Below are 16,742 nucleotides of genomic sequence, written 5' to 3' on the forward strand. Positions count from 1 at the left end.
CCTTTCGTGGATGCTAGCTTCATACCGGTAACTCTATTTTAAAACATGACGTTACGTAAGGTGCAACCCCCAAGCTGATTTTACATTAGAAATATATTTGGTGCGGATAAGGAAGAAGTATACAAGCTGAATGACAACGAAGGAGCCAAGCACCGTCAGCGACGGCTTCACCATACTATACTCGAACATATGCTGCATCGCCGTAAGGGCAACCGCTCCGTGAATTACGGCCACTAAGATCGGGGCGAAGAACAGAATCATCAGCTGCTTCGTCAGAATGGAGGACAGCTCGCGGTCCGTAAGCCCAATCTTGTGGATGGCCTGGAACTTCCGTTTATCCTCGCCAAGGTCGGTATAGAGGCGAAAATACAAGAAGCTGCCCGCACCTACGAAAAATACGATACCGATAAAAAATCCGACAAACAGGACGACGCCAAAAATCTGATCCTGCTGGTACAGCGCATAATCCACGCCCATAAACCAGTTGTCGGTCTTGCCAAGCTTGCCGTCAATCTCTTCTCCTGCCTCTTTAAGCGCATCATGCGAGCCCGAAACGTCAAAGGCATACTGGTAAATGACGCTCTCCGTCTGCTTCAACTGTTCAAACCGTTCATCGGGCACCACGTAATAGTCGGATCCTGCCTGAATAACCGGCGTATCGAGCGTCTGCACGGGCTTAAGAGTAATCCCCGCTTCCTTCAGCGTAACCGGCGTCAGCTCCGGCTGCGCCGCTCCCATCATCGTGCTTCTGTAATGGACAATAGCCGCATCATCGCCTTGCACATCGGCCTTAGTCCCTTTGACAGCTGTTTCGAGCGCATTAAAGGCGGATTGCGGCACGACGGAAAGCCGCTTGCCGTCTTTCGTCTCCACATTTTTAACGGTCAGCGCATACGACTGATAAGACAGCCCCGCTTCCTTCAGCGTCTGCTCAATCATCGCAACGTCCTGCTCGGAAGGCTTGTCATACGAGGTATATTTCATAGCGAACGGATTGTCGTTCCGAATAATATCCGTATACATCGATTTGAACCCGAACAGCGAGCCAATCGCGGAGAAAGCCACCGTCGACAGAATCGCCACCATAAAGAACGTTCTTGCGTTATCCTTCATTCGGTAAGCCAAATCCGATAACAGAACAATGTTGGTTTTCCGCCAGAAAATCGAACGGCTCTTGCGTCCTTTATGAACGGCATACACGCTTAGCTGCGTGAATAGGAAATACGTACCGATAATCACGACAACCGTCACCGGAATCATGGCATAAAAGACGATCATGCCTTTGGCCGCCAGCGCCGCGGCATAACCGCCAACGATCAAGAGCAGCGCCAGCCAGGACAGCAGCGCGGATGCCTTCGGCTCCGGCTTAGGCTTGTTCGAACCCTTGAGCAGATCAATAAGCGAGTTGTTGCGCAGCACCGTCACCGTAAATAACGAGATAAGCAGGAACAGCGCCATAAAAGCCGCACCGGTCAGCACAATCGCCTTGGTCGGAAAATAAAAGGGCAGCCTTTCATCGAGACTAAGCAGCCTCTGGGACAGCAGAAGAATGACCTGGGCAAAGCCAAGCCCGGCTGCAATGCCCGCAGCCGTTGCGCCAAAGCCGATCACGATATTTTCCATAAACACAAGGCGGCGCAGCTGCATGCTGGTCATTCCGTGCATAATGAGAATGCCGAACTCCTTCTTGCGCGTCTTCAGGAAAGATCCCATCGAATAGAGAACGAAGAAAAACGAAAAGACGTAAATGACCGATTCCGCGAAGTGCATGGCGGTAGACACGCTCATATGGAGCGCGCCATCCGCAAGTCCCGGATGAAAAGCAAATATCGAGTAGACGAAAAACACCATAACCGAAAACACGCTGCTTAGAAAATACCCTGCGTAAATCCTCCGATTGCGGATTACGTTATTGAAAGCAAACCGTCGCAAGCTCATAATAAGCCCTCCCTGTTGATTTGATCCCATCGTAACAAAGGAGGGAATGAGGCTGCTATCGATTAACCTTACGTTTCCTTACATTATTGAAAGGTTCAGCTTCTCTTCCGGTAAGCGCACGGCGACACGCAGTACCGCTCGCGGAACAAGCGGTGGAATACGCTGTTGTTCAGCAGATTGAAAGCCCGGCTCAATCGCAGCTGCTGCGCGCGATATTTGATTCAATTAGCCGGAAACAAAAAGGTAAAATACGTCGATTTTTGTCGTATTACACACAATATACAGGCTCGAATTTTGCTTCTTTAATATTAAAACCGGTTTCTCCTTGCATAAATACACCCATCAAATCCTTCAGTTAATCGGTTAAAATATGCCTTCGCCTATTCTCCTATAACCCCAGGGATACGCTTCAGATAAGTCGGCATCAGTTAGTAAAGAAGTAGGATTAAATAATCTTAATTTCCATAAAAAGGGGTAAAAATAGCCGAAAAACGCTATTCGTTCGTTCGGCCCGTTGAGGAAGGAGATACACAACACTTTATAAATTTGTTTACTTTACAGTTTAATTTTACTATAATATCCTTGTTAAAAATCATAATTATACCTAAAATTAAATAGAAGGGCAGACGTGATCATGACGAAAAAGCCAAATGTAATTGTTTTTTTCACGGATCAGCAGCGATGGGACACCACTGGCGTTCACGGAAATCCGCTTGGGCTTACGCCAAACTTCGATCGCATGGCGTTGGAAGGAACGCATGTTTACAACTCCTTCACCTGCCAGCCGGTATGCGGTCCTGCGAGATCGTCGCTGCAAACCGGCAAGTACGCGACGACAACGGGCTGTCATGTGAACGGAATACCTTTGTCGGAGGATGCGCGGACGCTGGCGCATTATTTTAACGAAGCGGGCTATGAAACCGGTTATATCGGGAAATGGCATCTGGCCAGCGGAACAGGCGCGGTGCCTGAGCACATGAGGGGCGGCTATCGCTACTGGCTGGCTTCCAATTGCCTTGAGCTTACTTCGGATGCTTACGATACCGTCGTATACAATAACGAGAACGAAGCTGTAAAACTGCCGGGGTATCGGGTTGACGCTTTAACCGATGCGGCTATCCGCTATATCGATCAGAAGAAGGATGATCCGTTCTTCCTGTTCCTCTCCTATCTCGAACCGCATCATCAGAATTCGTGGGACAATTATCCGGCGCCTAAAGGTTACGAAGGGCGTTATGGAGGCGGGCAATACGTACCGACCGACCTGGCCGCCCTCGGCGGCACAACCCACGCCCATCTTGCCGGTTACTATGGAATGGTGAAAAGGCTGGATGAAGCGTTAGGGCGGATACAAGATGCTTTAACGAGCCTGAATCTCTACGACGATACGATTATTTTGTTTACTTCGGATCACGCGTGCCATTTCAAAACAAGAAACTACGAGTATAAACGTTCCTGTCACGAGAGCTCCATTCGGGTCCCAACCGCTTTCTCTGGCGGCTTCTTCCGGTCCGGCGGACGCCTTCAGGAATTGGTATCGCTTGTTGATTTACCCCCGACCCTGCTTGACGCTGCCGGCATTCCGGTGCCGGACGATATGCAAGGCCGCTCCATTTTGCCATTGCTGAGCAAAGAGACAAAGGAATGGCCGCAGGAGGTGTTCGTGCAGATTAGTGAATCGCAGGTCGGCCGAGCCATCCGTACGAAGCGTTGGAAATACAGCGTCACATCGCCAGCCTCTAACAAAGGATCTTCCGATCAATATATCGAGGACTTTTTATACGATCTGCAATCCGATCCTTACGAGTTAAACAACCTGATCACCTCGAAATACCATGCATCAGTGAGGGAAGAGCTTCGAGAAACGCTGATTCGCCGCATGCTGGAAGCAGGAGAAGAAGCACCCGTGATCTTGCCTGCGGATAAATGAGAACCTAGAGGCTTTCTTGTCTAATTGCGAAACAGAGAGGCGTCCGCGGACGCCTCTCTGTTCTTTGTCAGGCTTATTGTGCCGTTGTCGTATCTGCTGGAGCATCCGGAGGAGCCGCGCCGTCCTGCGGCATTTTACCGCCTCCCATGCCACGGCCTCCGCCTCCCATGCCTCCATGACCGCCGCGTCCGCCGCCCATACCGCCGCCAAATCCGCTTTGAGCCTCCGTAACGCCCGATTCGTTGACCCAAGTGATGAGGGAGGAAGCCGTGAAGGATACCACTTTTGTCCCACCGCTGTATTCGCCGCCGTTGTAAAGCCCGTTTGTTGCCGTGCCCGTCGATTTGCCGCCCGAGTAGATGGCGTAGGAAGCGTCTTTTGCAAGATCCGGCGTGCTGATGTAAACTGCCTGATAGTTCTTGGACGGTGCATAAGTCATAATCGCTTTGCCGGACTCGTCTTCCAGGTGAACCAGCGTGCCCGCCTGCTCAGTCTGAGGGAACATCATCAGAATGCCGGCTTGCGTCGAGCTGTCCGATGCCGCCTGCACCATGCCGGAGCTGCCTGCCGCAACAAGCGTGCCGCCCGTCATGTCGAAGGTGCCGTCATAGTCCAATGCGCCATTGCCGCTCATGGTTGGCCCGTCAACCCTAACGGTGCCGCCCGTCATCACAATGGAGCCGTTTGCGTCAAGACCGTCGCCTTCCACATTAACATAAAGGTTGCCTCCACTGATGGTTAGAAGACCCTCCGAAGCGCCGCTTGCCGGTTGACCGCCGCCGCCCGGAGCTGCTCCGTCTACGCCGGAGCCGTCCGCCCCCGTTGCGGCATTCACTCCGTCATCGCTTGCCGCAAGCTTGATATCTCCGCCTGCGATGGTAATATCGGTTGCCTCGATTCCCTCATTGCTCTTCGTGATATCGATCGTGCCATCCGCAATCTGCAAAGCGGTCTCGGCATGAATACCGTCATCGTCGGCCGCGATCCGGTACTCCCCGCCGGAGATGGACAAGCCGCCCGTGCTGTGCAAGCCGTCCTTGCCCGACTGGATGCTATACGTGCCGCCTTCAAGCACAATGATGCCTTCTTCGCCTTCCGTATCGTTGGTCGTTTTGATGCCATGGCCGGCTGCTTCCAGCGTGAAGCTTCCGTCTTTCACCGCCACAAGATCACGACCCATGACGGCATCGTCCGCCGCTTGAATATCAAACGTTCCGCCGGTGATTTTCAGCTTATCCTTGCTCGCAATCCCGTTGTTGTAGTTGCCTTGCACGGTCAGCTTGCCCGTACCGTTGATCGTCATATCGTCCTTGCTGAAGATAGCCGCATTCGGCTCATCCGTTTCCGAATCCGGGAAGACATAGTCGGCTCCGTCGGATACTACATTGTTCGTGCCTTCCGGCAGGGACAGGATCAGCTTGCCCGCTTCCTCTACATAAATCGGAGCGCTCTTGCTGTAATGGATCTCTGCTCCGTTCAGAACCAGACGGACTACGCCTTTATCCGCTGCATCTACGACAATCCGGCCTTCGTCCAGCTTGCCGCTGGCTACGTAGGTTCCGGCAGCCGTAATCGTAATAACGCCATCCTTCACTTCCGCGCCGGAGCCGTCAACCGTTGCCGTCGTTCCGCTTAAGGCAATGCTCGTCGCATCCGATGCGCTCCAGTCGGCATACGTATCATCCTCGTCGTATTCAACGGTGTCATCCAGCTGATAGCTTGCCGTCTGGACGGCCGCGGCTGTTCCGCCTGAATTAGACGAGCCCGCGCTGCCCGTCGCATTGGTTCCCGCGTTCGTCTGGCTATTGCATGCGGACAAGGCTGCCGCGCATAATAAAATAAAAGCTAATTTGCCTAATCTCTGTTTATTGTTCATCGTTTCTCTTCCTCTCTATAGTTAAAGTCAGCAGGTTTAAGCTTCAACGACCGTCGGAGTCATCGTTAAGGAAATATCGAGATTGCCGTTCCGGCAGCGGATCGCGTCCAGCAGCTCCTTCTGATTCAGGGAAGGATCCAGCGTGACGGCATAGACAAGCTCGTACAAGCTGCCCAGCTCGGTTGTCTTTACTTTTTTCAGCTCGTATTGCACGTTATAGATGTTGAAAATTTCGGCAAAAGCTTCCTCGTAGCCCAGGTTCTCCGGAATCGTTACTTTAAGCAGCTTCTGCGTAGACGACTTCGAGCCGAACTTCACGGCCTTCAGCAGGAACATCAGGAGACAGAGCACGATCGTGAACAGCACCGCGTATCCGTAAGCCCCAACGCCGCAGGCAAGTCCGGAAGCCATGGTGAAAAGGACAAAAGCGATATCCTTCGGATCGCCGGGCGCGCTCCGGAACCGGATAATGGAGAAGGCACCGGCCAAGCTGAACGCCCGGGCGATATTGCTGCCGATCAGCAGGATGATAATCGCAACTATGGTCGGCAGGACGATCATCGTTAAGGCAAAGTTCTGGGTGTACACGGACTGCGTTTTCATATAGGTGAAGCTGATCATTGCGCCAAGCGCAAAGGATAATAACAGCGTCAGCATGGCTTGGCCGAAGGTTAGCTCGGTCACGGATGCGGCTGTGGAGAAGAGGGAATCGATCATAATAAAAGGCGCTCCTTTATTCGTTCTTCGTGCCGGATATTCATGCGGTATTCGTTGCCGTATTTCGAGAACCCCGTCCGGAACATGCCAAGCTCGGACAACAGCTGGGCGAGCCAGACCGGCACGGTCTTCTCGGCTTTGACTTCCATTAGCCATTGGTCCTTGGCCATCAGCAGGTCCCCGTGGTCCCCGGCTTCCAGTTTTAGATCATAACGTCTCGAGCGGATATTCGTATCGAAGGTGATCCGCAGGTCGCGGTTGTTTTTGCAGAACATGGCAATCCGGTCGTAGGCCAGATACACCTTGGGCTGCAGCTCGTATCGCCCGAGAAAATATTTGATCTCCTGAATAACCTGCTTGTTCATGTAAGGCTTCAAGTCAGGCTCCACTCCCGTGCGGACGAATTCGTACGCCTCACCCAGCGTCAGTCCCGTTCTCCGCTTGTTCACCAGGCCGAACACTTTCTTCTTCAGCTCCAGGTATACCTTGGCGTCCGGCTTTGGGACCCCGTAAGCCCTCAGTCTGAGCTTTTCCCTGTACTTCGGCTTCGCCAGACTGTTTCGGATAATCGAGTGCTGGTCGGTATCGAAATACAGATTGCTTATGGAGTAGAATTGATCGTTCTTGTTGTATTCGTCGAGCTCCATATAATCAAGCAGCCGGTTATAGATCTCGAGAAAGGACTGGCTGTCCATTAAATACTTGCTTTCGTAACGGTTAAACACCTCAATAGCCATGCGTTCAGGCTCCTTTCCGTTTTGGCTTGCCGCCTGTCATGTCTGTATCTTAGAAGGGCAACCTTTAATGAATCTTAAATATTTGTAAAGCTTATTTCGTCCTGATTTTTTACTTAAGATTGATTAAAGGTTGCCTACCTATAATAAGTTTACAAAGTCAGCACTAACGAAAAGAGGAATGCTTCATGCGAATACTGATTGTGGAAGACGAGGTCAACCTGGCCGACGCCTTATCCCAAATTTTGAAAAAGAATAATTACTCCGTGGACGTCGCGCACGACGGTCAATCGGGATTGGATAACGCCTTATGCGGCATCTATGATCTGCTGCTCCTGGACATCATGCTTCCGGAGATGGACGGGATTTCGGTGCTGAAGAAGCTGCGGGAGGAAGGCATTGCAACCCCGGTTATCATGCTTACCGCCAAGGGAGAAATTAACGATAAGATTACCGGGCTCGATTACGGGGCGGACGATTACGTAGCCAAGCCATTCTCGACCGGCGAGCTGCTGGCCCGCATCAGGGCTGCATTAAGAAGAAGAGGCGAGGTTGTTCCGGAGGATGGCCTGAAGTACGGCGATATCGAGCTTAACACCTCCAACCTGAAGCTGATGTGCAAAGGGAAGGAGCTTAAGCTGATTCTGAAGGAAAGCGAATTGATGGAGCTGCTTATCGTAAGGAAAACCGCGGTCACATCCAAGGAACAGATTATCGAGAAGCTATGGGGCTTTGATTCGGACGTGGAGCATAACAATGTGGAGGTCTATGTTTCTTTCTTGAGGAAAAAGCTTGTGTTCCTGCAATCCGGCGTGAAAATCAACACTATTCGGGGCGTTGGTTACGTACTGGAGGCGACCTCCTGATGTTTAATCGGCTGCGCAACCGGTTCCTGATCGTCAATATGGTAATCATCAGCTTTATTATGATTTTGGCCTTTTCTTCGATCTATACGATTACCTATCAGAACAACCGCAAGACCATGAACGAGGATCTCATTCAAATATCGGAGTTTTACCGCAAGCAGGAAGGCCCCGAAGGCGGCAAGTACAGCGGTGGCGGAGGTGGCCATGGACGCGGGGATATGATGGTTCCGGATGGCAAAATGAAGGCCGGTCCGCCGCCGGAGCGTTCGGTATCCTTTGCGCTTACGACGGATGCCGGCTGGAACATTACGAAGACGGATTCCCGCTTCGATATGGACAGCGATTTCTATGCGCTTGCCATCAAAGCCGCCTCATCGGGCGATTCGGGCCGCGGCGAGTTTAACCTCGACGGCAACCGCTGGGCTTATGACGTGCAGCAGGTTATGAACGGCTATTCGGTCGTCTTCCTGGATGTCACGAATCAGCATCAATTCCTGATGACGCTTCTGTATACGTTCCTTGCCGTAGGCTTCATTATGCTCATCGTCATCTATTTCACGAGCCGTTACTTCGCCAACCGTTCGATTGCGCCCGTCAAGGATGCCTTTGACAAGCAGAAGCGGTTCATTGCGGATGCTTCCCATGAGCTGAGGACGCCGCTCGCCGTTATTAATACGAACGCCGACGTGCTTCTGTCCAACAACGATGATCTCATCCGCAATCAGGAGAAGTGGCTGCATCATATCAAGTCGGAGACGGAGCGCATGCGGACGCTGACCAGCGATCTGCTGTACTTGACCCAAATGGATGATGCGCGGGAAAACGTGATTTTTGCTCCGTTCAACTTAAGCGACGCGGTGGAGAGCGTTATTCTGACGCTCGAAGCGGTTATCTTCGAGAGGGACATTGCCCTCAGCTACGACATATCGCCGGAGCTGTCCATCAACGGCAACGCGGAGCAGATGAAGCAGGTAGCGCTGATTCTGCTGGATAACGCCATCAAGTATACCAATACGAAGGGCAAGATCGACCTCACGCTGAAAAAACACGGCAGCGAAGTGGTGCTTAACGTCGCCAACTCCGGAGAAGGCATCCCGCCCGAGCATCTGGGCAAAATCTTCGACCGCTTCTATCGCGCCGATGCCTCCCGCTCCCGCAAGAACGGCGGCTACGGCCTTGGCCTCGCCATCGCCAAAGCGATCGTCGAGCAGCACAAAGGAAAAATTCACGCCAAAAGCGTGCCGGGCGAGACGACCTCGTTCACCGTTCAGCTCCCGGCTGAACGTCACTAGATTGGAGCAGCCGTGCAGGGTTTCTCTGCACGGCCGTTTTTTTGCGTATGAAGGCCCGGCGAGCAGAATTCGCCATCGCCTTCGATTTTCCCTTTGCAGCCTTGCCAGCCTCTCTCCATTAACCAACTTGCTCCCCCTAACCAATATCTCACCGGCACACCCTATCTACACTCCGCACCGCCGCCAATATACTCACGGCCCCTCTCCAGTCGCTCCGAAAATGCAAAAATACATTGCAACTCCCCGCCGTCCGGCCAACGATCAAATACACCATCCCGCCCATTCAGTTTATACGAGGCATTTACCTGTACTTTTGCATCAGAATGACCGTACGGCGCTACTTCCCCCTCGATGACCTGCACCTTGCATCTTATTCTTATTTGCCCCAAATGGGCTAGCCAAAATTTCAAAGAAACTACATATCGCAGAAGGCGATACCCCGGCTCCCCTCCACCGACGCTCAGTCATCTCGCATCATTCTCCCTCATACCCCCTCCCCCCATTTAAGTTTGACTAAAGGTTCCCGCTCTAAGATAACTCCATAACGAACAGGCAGATGCCTACTAAGGAGTTGATTACGATTTTCCGCACACGCAAATCCAAAATTCTCACCACTATAGCGGTCATTCTGCTCATCGTAGCAGCCATTCTGTACAAGCTTGCCGATCGGTATTTAATCGAGCATGTCGAGGCGAAGGTAACGCCTAACACATCCACCACGCAGGGCACCACCACTGGGACCAGCCCCGGTACTGGCGCAAGCAGCGGCTCCTCCACCTCCACGGCATCCTCGGATGCCGAATACGATGACTGGAATTACAAGGATGGCAACGAGACGATCAGCATCAAGAAGGTGGAGACGGGCTCCGGCTCGGATAGGATCACTTATTATGTCGCCGACGTCACGTTTAACAGCAAAATGAACCTGCTAACCGCTTTTGCCAAGGATTCCTTCGGCACCAACATCACCCAGAACACCTCGACCATTGCTGCCAACAACAATGCGGTGTTCGCCATTAACGGCGATTACTACGGCTTCCGCAGCGACGGGGTTGTTATCCGCAACGGCACCGTTTACCGGGATGAACCGGCACGGATTGGACTGGCCCTATTTAACGACGGCACAATGAAGTCCTACGACGAAGAAGAAACCTCGACCGACGACTTGCTCTCGCAAGGGGTAACGAATGCCTTTTCCTTCGGTCCGGCTCTCGTAACGGACGGCGAAGTCGCCGGCGACTTCAGCCATGTGGAGATCGATAAGAACTTCGGCAACCGCTCGATTCAAAACTCGAACCCGCGAACCGGCATCGGAATGATCTCTGCAAACCATTACGTGTTTGTTATCGTTGACGGCCGAAGCACCGGCTACAGCCGCGGCATGACGTTGACGGAGTTCGCGGATCTGTTCAAGGAGCTTGGAGCGACGGAAGCCTACAACCTTGACGGCGGCGGCTCGTCCACGATGTATTTCATGGGCCGCGTCGTGAACAACCCGCTGGGCAAGGGTAATGAACGCGGCGTAAGCGACATTATCTACATCCCGCAATCTTAAGAATGGAGGCATAACCAATGACGATATTGATCCCCTCTTACGAGCCGGACGAAAGGCTGCTGACGCTTATTCATAATCTGAAGGAAGAGGCCGACGGCGCCTCCATTCTGATCGTGGATGACGGCAGCGGCGAGCAATACAAGCCGATCTTCGATTCGGCCGCCGAGGCAGGCTGTACGGTGCTCCGGCATCCCGTTAACCAAGGCAAGGGCAGCGCGCTCAAGACCGGCTTCGATTACGTCCGGCAGCATGGCGGCACGGACGGGATTGTCTGCGCCGACAGCGACGGCCAGCATCTGCCGGAGGATATCCTTAGAATTACGGATGCCGTGCGCAAAAACCGCAATCACATCGTACTCGGAAGCCGGCAATTTACCGGCAAAGTGCCTCTCCGCAGCCGATTTGGCAATTCCGCGACGCGCATGGTCTACGCGCTGGCGACAGGGAAGCCGATCCAGGATACGCAGACCGGTCTTCGCGGCTACTCCTCCGAGATGCTCGACTGGCTGTGCAAAGTGCCGGGTGAGCGGTTCGAATACGAGATGAACATGCTGCTTGAAGCGCCAAAAGCGGGATATGATTTTGTAGAGGTTCCTATCGAGACGGTCTATCTGGAGAACAACAAGTCCTCCCACTTCCGTCCGCTGGCGGATTCGGCCAAAGTCTATTTCCCGTTCCTGAAGTTCGTTACTTCATCGGGCTTCTCGGCGGTTGTCGATTTCGTGCTTCTGTTCCTCCTGCAGTGGATGACGGGAAGCCTGCTCGCATCGGTAATCGGAGCTAGGGTGATCAGCTCGATCTTCAACTTTACGATGAACCGCCGCTATGTATTTAACGATGGACAAGGGATAGCGGTGCAAAAGTCGCTTCCCCGGTATTTCTCACTTGTAGTCGTCATTTTGGTAGCCAATTACGCGCTCCTGTATTTGCTCCACGAGAGCATAGGAATCCCGCTGTTTATTGCCAAGCTGATGACGGAGGTCCTCCTGTTCGCCTTCAGCTATCTGGTGCAAAGGAAGTTCGTTTATTGAATTTATACATTTGCTTGCGGGCCTGATGGAGCAGTACACCAGAGTTTAAGTATCAATATGGGGCTGTCTCACAGATGCGAGGGCAGCCCCATGGGCTACGTTGGACCCACTCCAGTAAAAGGAGCATGAAGAGTCTCATCCAACGTAATAGACAAGGCTTGCCTGCTAACAGCATATCTCGTCTATTTCGGAAGCTCCGCCCATTTATTCGCCTGCTCCGGGGCCGTGTATGCGGCCATGCGGTCGAGCAGAACGGACGGATTTTCTTCAAAGAGCATCAGCCCCAGATTCGTATCCCGCATAAAGCCTGCGGAGACGGTCTGCGTCAGCATTTCGGCGATCGGCTGGTAGAAGCCCTTTACGTTCAGAATGCCAACCGGCTTCTTGTGGATGCCAAGCTGCGCCCAGCTTGCCACCTCGAACAATTCCTCGAACGTTCCAAGTCCGCCGGGCAGCGCGATGTAGCCGTCCGACAGCTCCGACATCAGCGCCTTCCGCTCATGCATGTTCCCCACTTCAATGAACTCCGTCAGACCTTTATGCGCCATCTCGCCAATGAACAGGCCCCGCGGCATAACGCCGGTTACCCGGCCGCCGTTAGCCAGCACCGCATCGGCAACAAGCCCCATCAGGCCGATTCGGGAGCCGCCGTATACTAATTCGATCCCTTGAGCAGCCATCAACTGCCCAAGCTGGGCTGCCGCTTGTCCGTACTCCGGACTCACTCCGGCATTGGAGCCGGCAAATACGCAAATTTTATTCATCGTAATCCCCCTGTTATTCCTTGCTGTAACGCTCGCTCAGCTTATCCTTATGTGCTCTCAGAATTTCCTCTATGGAAAGATCGTATAATCCCGCGAGAATATAGACATTGGCCAATACGTCCCCAAGCTCCTCGATCAGTTCCTGCTTCAGTACGTGCACCGGCTGGGCAGCTTCGTCCGGGCGATCCCGTCCAATCTCGATTGTCCTTACCACCCTGGCCGTCTCGCCGACTTCCTCCGTCAGAAAGACCATCCGTTCAAACGGACCGTAGCCGGACCAGCCTCGCTCTTTGTAAAAGTCCTGAATCCATTGTTGAAATTCCTTCTCCTGCATGATGCCCGTTCTCCTCCGCCCTTGTTGTTCACTTCATTATAAACAAAAACGGAACTCCCCTTAAAGTAAGGTGTCCCGTTTTTTGCTCCCTACGGAGTGGCTTTGCATTTCGAAATATTAGCTTCCGTATCCCCCATGACGTACAGGTAGGTGCTGAGCGCATGATAGCAAGGAATGGAATGCTTGATCGGGTATAAGGTCGAGTTGATTTCCAGTCCCGGCTCGAGGTGACGGTAACCGGCGATCTCTACCGGCACCTGCGGCACGATATCGGGCTTGTTGAAAATACGGGTAGTCGGAATGTTCATCCGCTGGAACGCTTCGACAAAGCCCTTGTCGCCAACGCGCGGCGAGGCGAAGGTTATGAGCTCGGCATCCACGTTTTTGCTTCCGGCAAGAAAGGCATGCAGCGTGGCAAGCGAGCTGCCAAGGCTATGTCCGGTTACAAGAAGCTTCGTGCCTTGCGGCAGCGCGTCGATAGAGGCCATGAGCGGCTCGGAGGGAATACCCGCGTCCGCATACTCCACCATCATGCTGCGGTAAAGGTTCGTAAATCCTTGCTCCGTCTTGCCTCCGTTTGGAACCTCGTGAAAGGTCTCCAATACGAATTCGAAATCCGACAGCCAATCGAGCGGGCTTTCCGTTCCGCGAATCGCCACCACCTGCTGCAGCGGATTGTCCACGGATCTTGCGATAAATCCTCCGAATTCCCTTTCTTTTATCTTCTCGAGACGCGGTGTCATCGTCAAATTCGCCACCAGCTCCCAGCCCTCCGGAAAGTCCGCCGGCTTCACCGGCGACAGATGATTCTGCGCGTACATCTCGTACGCAACCTTAACGAAATGCCCCCAGTCAATCAGCTTTTCCATACTAATCGTATTGCTCATTCGTTCAGCTCCCTCTACCTGCGAAAATGGTCATTTCGACCTTTAATTCGACAAATAATGGGAAAAACCTCTAGCGGCAGTCTTCTAAAGAAAAAGGCGGCCACCGACGGACAGCTCCGTTATCCGAGCAGGATGTGGATGCGCCCTCCCGCCAGCAGGCAGAGGGCCCCTGTTTCAGTGCTTTCCGAGTTACCGGTAGCGGTCAAGCAGCCCGGTTAACCGGTCCCGGACCGCATCCCGCAGTTCGTCGGGGCCTTTCAGTATTGCTTCATATCCGAGCCCAATCAGAAATTCGGTATAAAAGGGCATATCGCCGCGGGATACATCCGCGTCAATGCTGCCGCACCCGTCCTCCCGGACCTGCAGCATCGGGGCGAGCCATAGCTCCGCTTCGCAGCGCTGGACTCCCGCCCGGCTCAGCTCTACTTGCAGACGGACCGGATCCTCGGGCATAACGGCCTCCTTGCGGCTTAAGCGGATTTCGCCAAGGTCGCGCTTTTCCGTACCGGAGGTATCCTCCGAAGCGGTGCGGATCCGGTCGCAGCGGAAGACGCGGAAGCCTTCGCGCAGGAAGCAATACGCCGTGCAATACCACAGGCCGTTATGCGCGTAAATGCATACCGGCTGGATTTTTCGGCAGCCCGCTTCGTTTTCCTTCGTCTCGTATTCGATATCGAGCACCTTCTGACGCACTGCCGCATCCAGCAGCAAGGACAAGCAGGGCGCATCGCCGCGCCTGGTTGGCGTAATGAAATCAACCCGATGCTTCATGCTGTCGATCCGGTCCCGCACGTCGCCGGGCATATGCAGATAAAATTTGTTCAGCGCAGAGACGGATTCCGCCTCAAACGGCAGCGAGGAGTAATGGCGCAGCGCATGCACGGCGAAGAACATCGCCACGGCTTCCTCCTCCGTGAAGGCAATGGGCGGCAGTACCCGTTCCCTTAACACCTGATAACCCCCATTGGGCCCAACCTCCGAATACAGCGGCACGCCCAGCTCGCTGAGCTCCTGCAGATCCCTTAGAATCGTCCGCTTCGAGACGCCGAATTCATCGGCCAGCTCCTGCACCTTGAATCGCCGCTTTCGGTTCACCGTCATCATCAGCTCCATAAGCCGTTTGGATTTGGGCATCCGTTGCTCCTCCTCGTTTTCATATCCATGACAGAATATGTCACTATTATCCGTTACGATGGAGGCAAGAAGCAATCCCAAACCAAAGGAGCGAAGAAAAATGCTTAAATACCCCATTCTGTTTTTCCTTGTCATGTTCATGATTGGCACCGATACGTTTCTTATCTCGCCGCTGCTGCCTACGCTTCAGGCGGAGTACGGCGTATCGACCGGCATAGCCGGCTGGATGATTGGCGCTTATACCTTGGGATCGGCCATGTTCGCGCTAGTCTCCGGCCCGTTGTCCGACGGCTGGAACCGCAGAACGGTTATGATAGGCGGGCTTATCGCCTTCTCCGTCTCGACCGCCTTATGCGGCTTCGCGAACAGCTATTGGATGATGCTGCTATTCCGTTTCCTCGCCGGTGTCAGCGCTGCCTTCACGGCGCCGCAGGTGTGGGCTTCCATTCCTGCCGTTATGCCGCCGCAGCGGATTGCGAAGACGATGGGGATCGCCTTCGGCGGGCTGGCCGCGGCCCAAGCGCTTGGCGTTCCGATCGGGAGCTGGCTGGCCGCGGCCGATTGGCCTGTCCCCTTCTGGAGCATCGGCGCGTTTTCCTTGCTTCTTGCCGCGGCAGCTTTCCTGCTGCTTCCGGACATGAAGCCTAGCGGCCGGTCACGCGCTTCGATCTTCAGCCGGTATATGCCTTTAATTACAAGCGGAAGAGCAAGAGGCGGCTTCCTCGCCTACCTGCTGCTCCATTTGGGAAGCGGCACGGCGATGGCTTTTATCGGCAAATGGATGGCCGACCGTTTCGAGCTGTCCATAGGCGGAATCGGCAACGTAATGATGGGCCTTGGCTTTGGCACCTTGCTCGGAAGTGTCGTTAGCTCCGCGGTTATCCGCAGGCTTGGCAGCACGCGGGCCGTAACCGCCGGCATGCTCTTGCTCGCTTTGCTGTATATCGTTGGCCCTCATGCCGGCCTATCGTCCGCGGTCATCATCTATTTCGTTATCTTTACCGTTCTCGGGATCATCTTCCCTCTTGTTATGGGTCTTCTTACCGCGCTTAACGCATCGATCCGCGGAACCATCTCCAGCCTTGCCAACTCGACCATGAACGGCGCGAATACGCTTGGCGCCTGGCTGGCAGGACTATTGTACGTTCACTTTGCCGGTTATGCTTCCATCGGTATTTTTTCGGCGGTATGCATCGTTCTCTCGCTCGTCGCGTTCCGGCTCGGCGGTCTTGTAACGGACAAGAGCATGGCGGCAAAGCGGCAGTCGAAGCCTGCCTGACAGCAAGAAAAAGTCACTGCAGCCCGCCAACGGCATCCGTTAAATTAAAAAGGAGAGTCAGCCCAGACGCCGACTCTCCTAATCTTTTAAAGGCGTAATCGCGGAGAAAATGTAGGTTCCGTCTTCCTGCCTGCTATAACGAACCGTATATTTGTGATCGATTTGAACGGTATCCCACACGCTCTCCTCCAGAATAATTTTGTCCACGCTTTTTAACTTTTTCTTGTCGGGGTAGGCCGTCATAATCCAGTACTGCCCATTATCCCCTTCTCCTTTATCGATTACCTTTACATTTACGGCAAACGTTTCCCTTTCCTGTGCCTTAGACGAAGAGCAAGCTCCTAGCATCAAGCCGGCCAAGAGAAGAATCGCGGTGCATAATAATACGTTCTTCATGCTCCACCT

At 53.5% G+C, this 16,742-nt stretch carries 16 protein-coding genes; 6 read left to right on the forward strand and 10 right to left on the reverse strand.

The genetic code is table 11. The features are described from left to right. Positions 1 to 51: 51 nt before the first annotated feature. Positions 52 to 1,938: an FtsX-like permease family protein gene (locus FHT67_RS23490; protein WP_167201492.1), complete on the reverse strand. Its 1,887-nt coding sequence runs from the start codon at positions 1,936 to 1,938 to the stop codon at positions 52 to 54. 634 nt (positions 1,939 to 2,572) lie between these two features. On the opposite strand from FHT67_RS23490, the gene FHT67_RS23495 reads away from it, so the two are divergent. Beyond that, entirely contained in the window at positions 2,573 to 3,868 is a 1,296-nt protein-coding gene (locus tag FHT67_RS23495; RefSeq protein WP_167201493.1) for a sulfatase family protein, read from the forward strand. Positions 3,869 to 3,941: 73 nt separating this feature from the next. Here the strand turns inward: FHT67_RS23495 and FHT67_RS23500 are convergent, their stop codons facing one another. Genes FHT67_RS23500 through FHT67_RS23510 form a run of 3 tightly spaced genes read right to left on the reverse strand, consistent with a single transcriptional unit; the run spans position 3,942 to position 7,198 of the window. Next, positions 3,942 to 5,744 carry a carbohydrate-binding domain-containing protein gene (locus FHT67_RS23500; RefSeq protein ID WP_167201494.1) on the reverse strand — a complete coding sequence of 601 codons (1,803 nt, stop codon included), beginning with the start codon at positions 5,742 to 5,744 and terminating at the stop codon, positions 3,942 to 3,944. Between the two features lie 36 nt (positions 5,745 to 5,780). Then, entirely contained in the window at positions 5,781 to 6,461 is a 681-nt protein-coding gene (locus tag FHT67_RS23505; protein ID WP_132308345.1) for a DUF4956 domain-containing protein, read from the reverse strand. Further along, the gene (locus tag FHT67_RS23510) at positions 6,458 to 7,198 is read right to left on the reverse strand and encodes a polyphosphate polymerase domain-containing protein (RefSeq protein WP_132308343.1); all 741 of its coding nucleotides are present in this window, start codon (positions 7,196 to 7,198) and stop codon (positions 6,458 to 6,460) included. The genes FHT67_RS23505 and FHT67_RS23510 overlap by 4 nt, the downstream gene beginning before the upstream one ends. Before the next feature lie 185 nt (positions 7,199 to 7,383). On the opposite strand from FHT67_RS23510, the gene FHT67_RS23515 reads away from it, so the two are divergent. After that, positions 7,384 to 8,061 carry a response regulator transcription factor gene (locus tag FHT67_RS23515; protein ID WP_167201495.1) on the forward strand — a complete coding sequence of 226 codons (678 nt, stop codon included), beginning with the start codon at positions 7,384 to 7,386 and terminating at the stop codon, positions 8,059 to 8,061. Continuing rightward, positions 8,061 to 9,353 carry a sensor histidine kinase gene (locus tag FHT67_RS23520; RefSeq protein WP_132308339.1) on the forward strand — a complete coding sequence of 431 codons (1,293 nt, stop codon included), beginning with the start codon at positions 8,061 to 8,063 and terminating at the stop codon, positions 9,351 to 9,353. The genes FHT67_RS23515 and FHT67_RS23520 overlap by 1 nt, the downstream gene beginning before the upstream one ends. On the opposite strand, the gene FHT67_RS30410 is transcribed toward FHT67_RS23520, so the two are convergent. Further along, the gene (locus FHT67_RS30410; protein ID WP_279591589.1) at positions 9,350 to 9,472 is read right to left on the reverse strand and encodes a hypothetical protein; all 123 of its coding nucleotides are present in this window, start codon (positions 9,470 to 9,472) and stop codon (positions 9,350 to 9,352) included. The two genes, FHT67_RS23520 and FHT67_RS30410, sit on opposite strands and share 4 nt — an antisense overlap. A gap of 437 nt (positions 9,473 to 9,909) precedes the next feature. Here FHT67_RS30410 and FHT67_RS23525 point away from each other — a divergent pair, with 437 nt between their 5' ends. Continuing rightward, positions 9,910 to 10,908 (forward strand): phosphodiester glycosidase family protein, encoded by a 999-nt coding sequence (locus tag FHT67_RS23525; protein ID WP_167201496.1) that lies wholly within the window; start codon positions 9,910 to 9,912, stop codon positions 10,906 to 10,908. 17 nt (positions 10,909 to 10,925) lie between these two features. Then, the gene (locus FHT67_RS23530) at positions 10,926 to 11,939 is read left to right on the forward strand and encodes a bifunctional glycosyltransferase family 2/GtrA family protein (RefSeq protein ID WP_167201497.1); all 1,014 of its coding nucleotides are present in this window, start codon (positions 10,926 to 10,928) and stop codon (positions 11,937 to 11,939) included. 182 nt (positions 11,940 to 12,121) lie between these two features. Here FHT67_RS23530 and FHT67_RS23535 read toward each other — a convergent pair whose 3' ends face one another. The 4 genes from FHT67_RS23535 to FHT67_RS23550 form a co-directional block, all read right to left on the reverse strand. Continuing rightward, positions 12,122 to 12,703: an LOG family protein gene (locus tag FHT67_RS23535; protein WP_132308333.1), complete on the reverse strand. Its 582-nt coding sequence runs from the start codon at positions 12,701 to 12,703 to the stop codon at positions 12,122 to 12,124. Between the two features lie 13 nt (positions 12,704 to 12,716). Beyond that, positions 12,717 to 13,037 carry a MazG nucleotide pyrophosphohydrolase domain-containing protein gene (locus FHT67_RS23540; RefSeq protein ID WP_167201498.1) on the reverse strand — a complete coding sequence of 107 codons (321 nt, stop codon included), beginning with the start codon at positions 13,035 to 13,037 and terminating at the stop codon, positions 12,717 to 12,719. An 89-nt stretch (positions 13,038 to 13,126) separates the two neighbouring features. Beyond that, a complete protein-coding gene (locus FHT67_RS23545) occupies positions 13,127 to 13,924 on the reverse strand; it encodes a lipase family protein (protein ID WP_132308330.1) in 798 nt (265 codons plus the stop codon). 189 nt (positions 13,925 to 14,113) lie between these two features. Further along, the gene (locus tag FHT67_RS23550) at positions 14,114 to 15,058 is read right to left on the reverse strand and encodes a helix-turn-helix transcriptional regulator (RefSeq protein WP_167201499.1); all 945 of its coding nucleotides are present in this window, start codon (positions 15,056 to 15,058) and stop codon (positions 14,114 to 14,116) included. Between the two features lie 100 nt (positions 15,059 to 15,158). Between FHT67_RS23550 and FHT67_RS23555 the strand changes: the two genes are divergently transcribed. Continuing rightward, positions 15,159 to 16,337, forward strand: coding sequence for an MFS transporter (locus tag FHT67_RS23555; protein ID WP_167201500.1), 1,179 nt, complete (start codon positions 15,159 to 15,161; stop codon positions 16,335 to 16,337). Positions 16,338 to 16,415: 78 nt separating this feature from the next. Here the strand turns inward: FHT67_RS23555 and FHT67_RS23560 are convergent, their stop codons facing one another. Then, entirely contained in the window at positions 16,416 to 16,733 is a 318-nt protein-coding gene (locus FHT67_RS23560) for a hypothetical protein (protein WP_132308324.1), read from the reverse strand. Positions 16,734 to 16,742: the final 9 nt, after the last annotated feature.

The sequence above is a fragment of the Paenibacillus sp. BK720 genome (genome assembly GCF_011761545.1).
Classification (GTDB): Bacteria; Bacillota; Bacilli; order Paenibacillales; family Paenibacillaceae; genus Pristimantibacillus.